A 13,771-nucleotide genomic window follows, 5' to 3' on the forward strand; every position below is an offset into this window, starting at 1 on the left:
GATGCTTGCGGTGGCAACTCAACAGTAACCTGGAATGCAACAAGTGACTGTGAGGATCCAATCCCAGGTTCAGCTACCTTTACGGTAACAGCTGCACCAGCGGTTTCATTGACCTGTCCGGGTGATTCTACAGAGGCATCCTGTCAGACACAAGGGGCTATAGACAGTGCCTTTGCAACATGGTTAGCCAGCGTTTCCTATTCAGGCGGATGTGGAGCACAAATAAGCAACAACAATACTGGGGCTCCAGACGCTTGTGGAGGCAGTACAACTGTAAGGTTTACAGTGTCCAGTGATTGTGAGGAGGATGTATGGTGTGAAGCTACCTTTACAGTAACAGATGCACCAGATGTTAATGTTGTTCCCATTACTGATGATGGCATAGCGGCCTGTAACGATCAAGGTACAGTAGATGTGGCCTATAATGCATGGTTCTCAGGATTGAGCATTACAGGCGGATGCGGACTTAATCCGAATATAGTAAATCCAGGACCACCTGATGCTTGCGGTGGCAACTCAACAGTAACCTGGAATGCAACAAGTGACTGCGAGGGTCCAATCCCAGGTTCAGCTACCTTTACGGTAACAGCTGCACCAGCGGTTTCATTGACCTGTCCGGGTGATTCTACAGAGGCATCCTGTCAGACACAAGGGGCTATAGACAGTGCCTTTGCAACATGGTTAGCCAGCGTTTCCTATTCAGGCGGATGTGGAGCACAAATAAGCAACAACAATACTGGGGCTCCAGACGCTTGTGGTGGAAGTACAACTGTAAGGTTTACAGTGTCCAGTGATTGTGAGGAGGATGTATGGTGTGAAGCTACCTTTACAGTAACAGATGCACCAGATGTTAATGTTGTTCCCATTACTGATGATGGCATAGCGGCCTGTAACGATCAAGGTACAGTAGATGCGGCCTATAATGCATGGTTCTCAGGATTGAGCATTACAGGCGGATGCGGACTTAATCCGAATATAGTAAATCCAGGACCACCTGATGCTTGCGGTGGCAGCTCAACAGTAACCTGGAATGCAACAAGTGACTGCGAGGGTCCAATCCCAGGTTCAGCTACCTTTACGGTAACAGCTGCACCAGCGGTTAATGTTGTTCCCATTACTGATGATGGCATAGCGGCCTGTAACGATCAAGGTACAGTAGATGCGGCCTATAATGCATGGTTCTCAGGATTGAGCATTACAGGCGGATGCGGACTTAATCCGAATATAGTAAATCCAGGACCACCTGATGCTTGCGGTGGTAGCTCGACAGTAACCTGGAATGCAACAAGTGATTGTGAGGATCCAATCCCAGGTTCAGCTACCTTTACGGTAACAGCTGCACCAGCGGTTAATGTTGTTCCCATTACTGATGATGGCATAGCGGCCTGTAACGATCAAGGCACAGTAGATGCGGCCTATAATGCATGGTTCTCAGGATTGAGCATTACAGGCGGATGCGGACTTAATCCGAATATAGTAAATCCAGGACCACCTGATGCTTGCGGTGGCAACTCAACAGTAACCTGGAATGCAACAAGTGACTGTGAGGATCCAATCCCAGGTTCAGCTACCTTTACGGTAACAGCTGCACCAGCGGTTTCATTGACCTGTCCGGGTGATTATACAGTAGATTCATGTATGACACAAGCTGCTATAGATGCCGATTTTGCTAATTGGTTAGCCAGCGTTTCCTATTCAGGCGGATGTGGAGCACAAATAAGCAACAACAATACTGGGGCTCCAGACGCTTGTGGTGGAAGTACAACTGTAAGGTTTACAGTGTCCAGTGATTGTGAGGAGGATGTATGGTGTGAAGCTACTTACACTGTGAATGAGATTCCACCGTCTTGTGAAGCTTCTGTATTGAATGATTTACAGTGTGAAGGTGTTGATATTAATCTTCAAGTTGTGGGTAGTGGTTGTAGAACGCCATTTACCTATACTTGGAGTGGAGCGGCAGCTGGCTATTTGGATGATGTTAATTCAGATACACCGGTATTATCAGGAGCTCCGGTAGGTACACATGACTTTACGGTGACAGTAGTTGATGCTGATGGCTGTGAGTCAACTTGTAATGTATCTGCAACGGTATACGATTGTACACCAAATTGTGGAACAGCGTTTGGAGTAGAAACTTCGGGACCAGATGGAAATGGTTTATATAGCGTCAATACCGATGTGAGTAGTTGTTTCCGTAACGACGGCTTTAAACGTTGGGGTTGGGTGAATGAGATAACCACAGAAGGAACTTATGAGTTTGAATTGTTCAGAGGCGCAGGACGTTGCGATCTAAGCAAAGGTACACATGTTGGTTCCGTTACCCTATACTATGGTGAAGGATTGGCCGGAGCTGGAGAAGTAGTTGTAAAATATGACTTATTGGGCGATGGTGGAAATTATGTGATCTCTGAAGCTCATATCTGGATTGGTTGTGATCCGTATCCAACAACCAACAACGGTGAGTACACGGTTGCACCAGGACAATACAACTATAATTCTGGAGATATAGGTTTCTCTGAAAATACATTAACAACACCACCAATTGAAGCATCTGGTAAATTCTATTTCATTGCCCATGCTGTGGTTTGTGATTACGATGTTCCAGAAGGTTCAGAAATACCTGGCCTAATGAACACCTATACATTCGACCAACCCAATGAGGCGTTTGTATATCCTGATTGTGATGTTGATACCGGTGGATGGGGTAAACTTGAAGATAAGAAAGTTAGCTTTACCGCCTATCCGGTACCATTCCAAAACGAGGTAAACATTGGCTATAAGTTTGAATATGATACCGACGTGAAAATTGATGTGTACGACATTAAAGGCGCCTTGATCAGACAAGCTGAAAACACCAGTTATATCAAAGGTACCTATGATAGAACCAATATTGATCTATCGGGTAATGACGATCAAATGTACTTTGTACGATTAACAACTCGGGAAGGTACACTGGTGAAGAAAATTGTGTCTTCAACGGAACAGCAATAAATTTTAAAAATTAATTAAAATAAAAGAGAGCGATTTAATCGCTCTCTTTTTTTATGTAAAACTGAAAATAGATAGGCAATTGGTGATCATCGCTATTGTTTAATAAACTTCAGGGATTCACTTTGGTCTTCAAAATGGATGATATAGACTCCTCGGTTCAAACTGGAAACATCCAGAGTGTTATTGGAAGCGTTTATCGATTGGGTGCTTATAACTTTTTTACCTAAAAGATTATAAACAGATAGTTTTAATGCTTCATTTTGAACATTCTTAAAGCGCAATACATTTGAGGTTGGGTTAGGATAGATCCTAATTTTAGTCATTTCAAGATCGGTAGTGCTTAATGACGATGAATTGGTGGAATTTTCAAACCAGTTCAAGTGATTTTGACTTGTAGCAATAGTAGCCATATCCAAATCGCCATCGTTATCAAAATCTCTTAAGACAAAATCATAGATATCGTTTTGTGTATTGTCAATGGATTGTTCTCCTGTACTGCTGGAGTTCTTATACCAGGTAAGCTCGTCAGTTGTGGAGGTACTGGAGTAACCCACAATAACATCATTGGAGTTGTCGTTGTTCACATCTGAAATAATTACAGCCGAGGGTACAGAATTGTTAGTGGTAAAAGCAGTTTCTGTAAAACTGCTGCCGGACTTTTTGTACCAAGCAGTATTGGTGTATTCGTCTGCTTTGATAATTTCTAGATCACCATTATTATCTACGTCTCCAAAGTGTACATCTCGAAGACCATAATTGGCACTAGCAACTAAATAATAATTAGAGAAGGATGGACTGCCACTTTGAGTCAAATCATTATCAAATAAAACAATGGCATCGATTGATCCATAAGCTACAACGAGGTCGAGATCGTTATCCAGATCGTAATCCGCCAGATCAAAGTCCCAAGGGCCTGAATTGGAAATATCACTAATAGCTTGAGCACCACCAAAATTTCCAGTGCCATCATTGGAAAACCAAGAGACTTTATGTGTACCATAAGAGCAAACTACAAGATCAATGGTATTGTTACCATCAATATCTCCTGCTTTAACAGTAGTAGCATCAGTAAGCCCAAAAGCGATAAGTTGTTCGTTTCCAAAACTTCCGGAACCATTGTTTTCAAACCAAACCAACTTATCGGCAGAGAAAGAAGTGGCAATGACGTCGTTGTCGTTGTCATTATCCAAATCGGCAATAGCAATTCCTTGCACCCTTGGTAAAGAGGACGAGATTAGAGTTTGTAAGGTAAAGGTTCCATTACCATTGTTCTTATACCATTCTATGGTACCTCCCACGTCTGTTCCTATAACAATATCTTCATAAGCATCATTGTTCAGGTGTCCCGCGTCGATCACCCTTGGAAAAGTTCCTGTATTGCTGGAAATGTTTTGTTTGGCCCCAAATGGAGATTGGCCAAAAATAAAGCATGTAACTAATGCGCTAAATAAGGTTAGTATAATTTTCTTCATAACATGTATGGTTAAGTTTGACGTAAATTTAAGATAAAATATACATATTATCTGATATTTAAGTATTTAATCGATAAAATACCATATATTTTATGATTTTTGTAAGTAAATGAATATAATTAAATCAAATTTACTATGAATCAATATGATTATTGATGCTTTAAGGCAAAAGGTATATCCTAGCAGACTTAATTTATTTAACTACAATACGTTGTGTTTTGAAAAGGGTTCCATTGTTGTCAATAAGTTGCAGCACATACAAGCCATTGGAAATGTCACTAACATCCAATATATGATCCTGCTTAGGAGTATCCTGAATGACTCTATTAAATATCATGGTTCCAGTTATATTGAACAATCTAATCCGGGCTAATGTATTCGTCGAATTCAATTTTATAAACAGGACGTCAGAAACCGGGTTTGGGTAAATCTTTAAGGTGTCTTCAAGTATAACGGTCTCTATACTTGACGCGATTCCTTTTGAAGCAATTGATTTAGGCGAAGTGCCGCTGACACAATAAGCCACCTCACTTAAATTCACACTAATATTGGAGGTATTGCCTAATCCGTCTCTTAAGGCTACAGATACAGAACTTATACTTCCGGGAATTTCAACAAATACGGAATTGATCTGATCGCCACTAAAGGTACCATAAACAGTGCTGCCATTATATGTAACTACCACCTGCTCAATATAATGACCATCTGGTTTCCCTTTCTGTTTATCATTTATATTGGTAATGGTAAAAGACACATCCTGACTGTTAGGTTCAAAATTCAGGGTCGTACTGCTTGTACCAGATAACGTACCATTGTTGTTAAAGTTTTTGGTCCTGGGAGCGCAATCACTTGTAGGCTCATCCACATCGCAAATGCCATTATTATTCGCATCAACACAAGGAAGCGTATTGTCTGATGAACAATACCGAACATCACTTAAAGTAATACTCAGCGTTTGATTAGAACCGCTTAAACCATTATAGAGTCTAATACTGATGCCATCCGTAGGACCGGTAATATTAAAGGTTTTGGAACTTACATTCACCCCGCTATACGTTGTTGTATTGTTATTGTAGGTCACATCGATGATATCAATAAATTGGGTACTGCCTTTACCTTTGGTCTTCGATTCAAGACCACTTATCGTAAATGAAATATCCTGGCTATCAGCCGGTAAAATGATCGAAGTCTCACCGGTTCCGGATCCCGAATAGGTTAAGGTATTATTAGGAACAGGGAAGCTTTTTGTTTGCTGGCTACAAATAGGTTCTCCGTTAGGCGTATCATCACAACCATCCGGGGTGCCATCGCCATCCGAGTCAATAGTATCATCATACCCGGGACAGATATCATTACCATCACATACCCCATCATTATCACTATCGGTACAAGGAGATTCATTACCGACGTTCTCAAACCAGTTCAAGTGATTTTGACTTGTAGCAATGGTAGCTAAATCCAAATCTCCATCGTTATCAAAATCTCTTAAGACAAAATCATAGATATCGTTTTGTGTATTGTCAATGGATTGTTCTCCTGTACTGCTGGAGTTCTTATACCAGGTAAGCTCGTCGGTTGTGGAGGTACTGGAGTAACCCACAATAACATCATTGGAGTTGTCGTTGTTCACATCTGAAATAATTACAGCCGAGGGTACAGAATTGTTAGTGGTAAAAGCAGTTTCTGTAAAACTGCTGCCGGACTTTTTGTACCAAGCAGTATTGGCGTATTCGTCTGCTTTGATAATTTCTAGATCACCATTATTATCTACGTCTCCAAAGTGTACATCTCGAAGACCATAATTGGCACTAGCAACTAAATAATAATTAGAGAAGGATGGACTGCCACTTTGAGTCAAATCATTATCAAATAAAACAATGGCATCGATTGATCCATAAGCTACAACGAGGTCGAGATCGTTATCCAGATCGTAATCCGCCAGATCAAAGTCCCAAGGGCCTGAATTGGAAATATCACTAATAGCTTGAGCACCACCAAAATTTCCAGTGCCATCATTGGAAAACCAAGAGACTTTATGTGTACCATAAGAACAAACTACAAGATCAATGGTATTGTTACCATCAATATCTCCTGCTTTAACAGTAGTAGCATCAGTAAGCCCAAAAGCGATAAGTTGTTCGTTTCCAAAACTTCCGGAACCATTGTTTTCAAACCAAACCAACTTATCGGCAGAGAAAGAAGTGGCAATGACGTCGTTGTCGTTGTCATTATCCAAATCGGCAATAGCAATTCCTTGCACCCTTGGTAAAGAAGACGAGATTAGAGTTTGTAAGGTAAAGGTTCCATTACCATTGTTCTTATACCATTCTATGGTACCTCCCACGTCTGTTCCTATAACAATATCTTCATAAGCATCATTGTTCAGGTGTCCCGCGTCGATCACCCTTGGAAAAGTTCCTGTATTGCTGGAAATGTTTTGTTTGGCCCCAAATGGAGATTGGCCAAAAATAAAGCATGTAATTAATGCGCTAAATAAGGTAAGTGTAAACTTTTTCATTTTTAGATTCTAATTAGGTCTGGGGTACTAATCTTATAAAAAAATACACTTAATCGTATATTTTAACATTTTAATCGATAAAATACACATATTAAGTGTGTTAATGAAAGAATAATCTTCAATATTTTAAATATGTTGCTATTAATCAATCCCCAATTATTTCAAACAAATACGTTCAAATCAGTGGTTTAGACGTTAAAGAACGATTTATTTCGCGCAAAAATAAATTTTATTTCAGGGTTACACCCTTAAAATCTAAAAACTTATTAACAATTAGTCGGTTGATAATCAATTTAATATGTTAAAATTTGAATTTGTAAGTGAACCTATAAACGCAGGGTACTATTTTTATTACGGGCACCTTATGGCGTGGCCTTAATCTTAGATGACCTATGCAGTTCTTTGCAACTCATCAATTTTTTTTGTTATATGTCTACAATACCTGTATTTCAGCCCATTATGTGTTACATTAGTATGTCATTAACAACCCATATCCATATGAAACACATCTACACTTTTGCCATACTATTTTTTGTAGCGCTTACTTCTTCTGCTCAAGATTGTACCAGTGGTACAAAATATAATGAGAATGATCTGGTAGCGTCTAATTCCGGGATTGTTGAAATCCTGGATATTACGGTTGGGCATGATGCTTATTTGGAAGTATCCGGTATTCTGGCGGAGGAATACCAATTTACCGCCTCCCATACCAATTTAGGAACCCCGGTTAATGATTTCATTACCATTACCGATGCATTTGGTGCGCCTTTAAAGAGTGGGACCTCACCCATTAACTATACCTTTACCGTAGGAGAAATACCCAATGGCATTGTTCAACTCCATTATTTTAAGGATGCGAGTTGTGCCATTGATGATATCAACCTGACCGCGACCTTGTTGAACCTGACCGCCTCGACTACGACCTGTCAAACGCCGGAAAGCCCGAGAATAGACTACCTCTCCGATTCGAGAATTGATTTTCACTGGAGTGCTCCGAGTTTAGGTGCCACCCCTGTTGGCTATTCCTGGATCATAGTTTTTCAAGGGGATGACCCGGGGCAGGTCCTGTTTTCTGGTGCGACCGATGCATCCACTTTAAATGCCAGTTCCGGAGCGGTATTGTCCCCGAATACGGATTATGATATCTACATCTATACCAATTGTGGTGAAAATGGGTTTAGTGATCCCTTAGGGCCATTGGATTTCAGTACGAACGCCGGGCCGCCTCCAGGTAATGATCTCTGCGATGGGGCCCTTTTAGTCGTTCAGGAAACAAATACCGATACCGATAATGCCGCTTTACGTGCGGGCTCCGTGGTCAATGGCGCAGAGACCAATTTTGAGGGTGAGAATTGTGATGGTGGTGATACGGATAACGCCAGGGATGATGTCTGGTATGCCTTTATCGCCCAAACCACCGATATCCATATCGAACTCCTACCGGACTTTAATGGGATTTTGACCCTGTTCTCGGGAGACTGTGGTACTTTGATCGATGAGGCCTGCAGTGATGGTAATAAAACTTTAGCACCGAGAGATGAATCCATATATTTCTCTGGCCTGGTGGTTGGAGAGACCTATTATTTCAGGGTGTACTCCCAGGGATTTTCGGCCAGCGATCCCAATTTTATTTTGAAACTTTGGTCGTCCCAATCCATAACCGATGGGGATGGGGATGGGTATTCCACTGCCGGTGGCGATTGTAATGACGGGAATAATACCGTGTATCCGGGTGCCCCGGAACTCTGTGACGGCCTGGATAATGACTGTGACGGGGTGACCCCGAGCAATGAAATTGACGCAGATAATGATGGATTTTCAGAATGTGAAGGCGATTGTAATGATACGGATAATACCATTTATCCCTTTGCACCGGAGCTGTGTGATGGCAAGGATAACGACTGTGCCAATGGCATTGATGATGGCTTAGTGTTTGAGGATTATTATACGGATGCTGATGGAGATGGATATGGTGATGCATCAGATACACCTGAAAGTTCCTGTGAGGCGGTTTCCGGTAAGGTGACCAATAATTTGGATTGTGATGATACAGACAATACCGTGTATTCCGGTGCCCCGGAAATTTGCGATGGCAAGGACAACGACTGTGCCAATGGGATAGACGATGGACTCGTATTCACCACATATTATATAGACGCCGATGATGACGGTTTTGGGGATATGAATGATGCGGGAAATGCCTATTGTTCCAATCCGGGTCCGGGTTATAGCCTGAACAATTCCGATTGTAATGACGCCAATGCAGCGATCCATCCTGCAGCCACCGAAATATGCGATGGACTGGATAACGACTGCAATGGTTTAACCGATGATGACGATTCCGGTGTCGTAGGACAAACCACCTATTATCGTGACAGTGATGATGATGGTTTCGGGGACGCTACAGATACGGTTCAGGCCTGTTCGGCTCCTGTGGGCTATGTTTCCGTGAGCGGCGACTGTAATGATGCCAATATGGCCATCAACCCTGATGCCACTGAAGTATGCGATGGTATCGACAATGATTGTGATGGCCTGATCGATGGCGATGATCCGGATGTTGCAGATCAGACCACCTATTACCGAGATAGCGATGATGACGGCTACGGCGATGCCACCGATACAGTTCAGGCCTGTTCGGCCCCTGTAGGATATGTAGTCACCAGCGGGGATTGTGATGATACCGAACCCACCGTTTATCCCGGAGCTTTTGAGCTTTGTGACGGTTTGGATAATGATTGTGTCGACGGTATCCCGGCGGATGAGGGCGATAGTGACAGTGATGGGGTTTTGGATTGTAATGATAATTGCCCAAACACCCCCAACCCCGGACAGGAGGATACGGATAATGATGGTATTGGCGATGCCTGTGAGGGCTTATCGGTGGAAGATATGAACTTTAACAACATTCGAATTGAACCCAATCCCTTTACCTCTGTGTTACATGTCCATCTCCCAAGTTATTTTGATGGTAAATCCATAGGCCTCACCCTATACGATTTGAATGGCCGCGTGGTTTACACGGATTCGAAGTTAAGTGAGAATGGGGTCTTAAAAATAGAACGATTGTCGCAGCTGCAAAAAGGGATCTATCTCCTTAAACTATATGATGAAGGGGATGAAACCATGAAGCAGGTCATCAAGCGTTAGTACATGCCGGCCTTGTGATAAACATTTGTTTTGCACAAGGCTATTTTCCTGTCCTAAATTATGTAGAAAAGAGAGACAAAGGCGTTTCGCATTCATCCATTGTTAATTCATTTTAACGATATTAATTGCATTTTATCTGTTTTGCATGCTCGCGTCATAATTAATGGATACATTTAATATAGCCTCACCTCACTCATGTTATTAGCCTAATCTTATTGGATTTTTCATACTATAATTCTCCCAAGGAATAGCCATAGTTTTAACAAAATCAAATAGGATAGCATGAATAAAATTACCTGTTTTCTACTTATTCTTTTATCGGTATGGTCCCATGCTCAGAATTGTGACAGCAATATGAAAAATGGTACCTATATGGCCATTAACTCCGGCGATATCGAACAAGTTACCAATACCATTTATGCCGGGGAGTACCAGACCGTCACCAATGTTCTGGAGGAAGAATATACCTTCACCTCCTCTTTCATGGGGAGCACGGATTTTATAACTATTCGGACTGCCGATGGCACCACCGTATTAGCTGAGGGCGATACGCCCTTAACCTATACCTTTCAATCCGGTGATATCCCCGCAGGGGAGATCCGCGTGATCATCCACTTAAGCGATAGCTGCAACAGCGATAGTGAAACCCATACGGTGACCTTGATTAAAGTCCCGACCTGCTATAAACCTGAAAATCCTAAGGTGAGCTACTTATCTAACGTGCGCCTGGATTTTAATTGGACTGCCCCAGGTTCGGGTCCGGCTCCGGTGGATTATGAGTGGGAAATTGGCCTTTCGGGATTTACACCCGGTACAGGTACCCATGTTGTTAATGGTTCAACCGGTGGTGCTCATAGTGCTACTTCCGGAGAGAATGCACTTATGGCGAGTACCACATACCAGGTGGCCATTCGTTCCGATTGCGGATCCGGCGACTTCAGTAATTGGCTGGTGACTCCCAATATTACGACCTTAGCCGGTGATCCGCCAGACAATGATCTTTGCGATGGGGCCCTTCTAGTCGTTCAGGAAACAAACACGGATACCGATAATGCCGCTTTGCGTGCGGGCTCCGTGGTCAATGGGGCAGAGACCAATTTTGAAGGTGAGAACTGTGATGGAGGTGATACGGATAACGCCAGAGATGATGTCTGGTATGCCTTTATTGCCCAAACCACCGATATCCATATCGAGCTCCTACCGGACTTTAATGGGATCTTGACCCTGTTCTCGGGAGACTGTGGTTCATTGATCGATGAGGCCTGCAGTGATGATAATAAAACTTTAGCACCGAGGGATGAATCCATATACTTTAGCAGTTTGGTGGTTGGAGATACCTATTACTTCAGGGTGTATTCCCAGGGGTTTTCCACCTCAACCCCGGATTTTGACTATAAACTATGGTCGTCCCAATCCATAACCGATGGTGATGGGGATGGGTATTCCACTGCCGGTGGCGATTGTAATGACGGGAATAATACCGTGTATCCGGGTGCCCCGGAACTCTGTGACGGCCTGGATAATGACTGTGATGGGGTGACCCCCGCTGACGAATTGGATAACGATGGTGATGGGTTTTCACCTTGTGAAGGGGATTGCGATGATACGGATAATACCATTTATCCCTTTGCACCGGAGTTATGCGATGGCAAAGATAACGACTGTGCCAATGGGATTGATGACGGCTTAGTATTTGAAGACTATTATACGGATGCCGATGGCGACGGCTATGGTGATGCATCAGATACACCTGAAAGTTCCTGTGAGGGGGTTTCCGGTAAGGTGACCAATAATCTGGACTGTGACGATACCAATGGAGCCATAAACCCCAACGCCACTGAAGAGGCTGGTAATGATGTGGACGAGAACTGTGATGGTGCCTACCTGCGCTATGTGGATGCCGATGGTGACGGCTTTGGGACGACTACCACAGTTTCCTCCCTAAACAGTACGCCGGGAGCCAATGAATCGAATATCAACACAGACTGTGACGATACTAATGCAGCCATTAACCCCGATGCCACGGAAGTCGCCGGCAATGACGTGGATGAGAACTGCGATGGCGCTTACCTGCGCTATGTGGATGCCGATGGTGACGGCTTTGGATCGACTACCACGGTCTCTTCCTTAACGACTACCCCCGATGTAGGTGAATCAAATAATAACACGGACTGTGACGATACTAATGCAGCTATTAACCCTGATGCCACTGAAGTCGCCGGCAATGATGTGGATGAGAACTGCGATGGTGCCTACCTGCGCTATGTGGATGCCGATGGTGATGGCTATGGTTCGACTACCACGGTTTCCTCCCTGACCAGTACGCCGGGGGCCAATGAATCGAATACCAATACGGACTGTGACGATACCAATGGAGCCATAAACCCCAACGCCACCGAAATAGCCGGCAATGACGTGGACGAGAACTGTGATGGTGCATACCTGCGCTATGTGGATGCTGACGGTGATGGTTATGGTTCGACTACAACGGTTTCCTCCCTGACCAGTACGCCAGTGGCCAATGAATCGAATACCAATACGGACTGTGACGAAACCAATGCAGCCATTAACCCCGATGCCACCGAAATAGCCGGCAATGACGTGGATGAGAACTGCGATGGTGCGTACCTGCGTTATGTGGATGCCGATGGTGATGGCTTTGGATCGACTACCACGGTTTCCTCCCTGACCAGTACGCCGGGGGCCAATGAATCGAATAGCAACACGGACTGTGACGATACGGACAACACGGTCTACCCCGGAGCACCGGAGCTGTGCGATGGCAAGGACAATGACTGTGCCAATGGGATTGATGACGGCTTAGTGTTTGAGGATTATTATACGGATGCCGATGGGGACGGCTATGGTGATGCCGGGGATACTCCGGAGAGTTCATGCTCGGCCGTTTCAGGAAAGGTGACCAATAATCTGGACTGTGACGATACCAATGGAGCCATAAACCCCAACGCCACTGAAGAGGCTGGTAATGATGTGGACGAGAACTGTGATGGTGCATACCTGCGCTATGTGGATGCCGATGGTGACGGCTTTGGGACGACTACCACAGTTTCCTCCCTAAACAGTACGCCGGGAGCCAATGAATCGAATATCAACACAGACTGTGACGATACTAATGCAGCCATTAACCCCGATGCCACGGAAGAAGCTGGCAATGACGTGGATGAGAACTGCGATGGTGCGTACCTGCGTTATGTGGATGCCGATGGTGACGGCTTTGGATCGACTACCACGGTTTCCTCCCTGACCAGTACGCCGGGGGCCAATGAATCGAATAGCAACACGGACTGCGATGATACGGACAACACGATCTATCCCGGAGCCCCGGAACTGTGTGATGGCAAGGATAATGATTGTGTCAATGGTATCGATGATGGTCTGGTGTTTGAAGACTATTATACTGATGTCGATGGGGATGGCTATGGTGATATTTTGGATACTCCAGAGAGTGCCTGTCAGGCTGTTTCAGGTAAGGTAACTAATAATTTAGACTGCGATGATACGGATGCCAATGAATATCCGGGTCAGGTTTGGTATGCGGATGTGGACGGCGATGGTTATGGCAGCGGATCGTCCCAGACGACCTGTGAGCGCCCATTGAACCATTACATCGCCTCTGAGC

The 13,771-nt window shown here is 43.9% G+C and carries 5 protein-coding genes; 3 read left to right on the forward strand and 2 right to left on the reverse strand.

Annotated features, from left to right (window positions below; translation table 11 throughout):
• Positions 1–2,991 (forward strand): T9SS type A sorting domain-containing protein (locus MR054_RS16655; protein WP_242158963.1); only part of this gene is annotated, 2,991 nt, incomplete at its 5' end.
• A gap of 92 nt (positions 2,992–3,083) precedes the next feature.
• Here MR054_RS16655 and MR054_RS16660 read toward each other — a convergent pair.
• Together MR054_RS16660 and MR054_RS16665 are read right to left on the reverse strand one after the other, a co-directional pair.
• The gene (locus tag MR054_RS16660) at positions 3,084–4,463 is read right to left on the reverse strand and encodes a T9SS type A sorting domain-containing protein (protein ID WP_242158964.1); all 1,380 of its coding nucleotides are present in this window, start codon (positions 4,461–4,463) and stop codon (positions 3,084–3,086) included.
• Positions 4,464–4,656: 193 nt separating this feature from the next.
• Complete coding sequence (locus MR054_RS16665) at positions 4,657–6,981, reverse strand: T9SS type A sorting domain-containing protein (RefSeq protein WP_242158965.1); 2,325 nt, start codon at positions 6,979–6,981, stop codon at positions 4,657–4,659.
• Positions 6,982–7,479: 498 nt separating this feature from the next.
• Here MR054_RS16665 and MR054_RS16670 point away from each other — a divergent pair, with 498 nt between their 5' ends.
• Both MR054_RS16670 and MR054_RS16675 read left to right on the forward strand, forming a co-directional pair.
• Complete coding sequence (locus MR054_RS16670) at positions 7,480–10,131, forward strand: MopE-related protein (protein ID WP_242158966.1); 2,652 nt, start codon at positions 7,480–7,482, stop codon at positions 10,129–10,131.
• 282 nt (positions 10,132–10,413) lie between these two features.
• The coding region (locus MR054_RS16675; RefSeq protein ID WP_276520201.1) for a putative metal-binding motif-containing protein at positions 10,414–13,771 on the forward strand (3,358 nt) is incomplete at its 3' end.

Source organism: Aestuariivivens sediminis (genome assembly GCF_022662105.1).
Classification (GTDB): Bacteria; Bacteroidota; Bacteroidia; order Flavobacteriales; family Flavobacteriaceae; genus Aestuariivivens; species Aestuariivivens sediminis.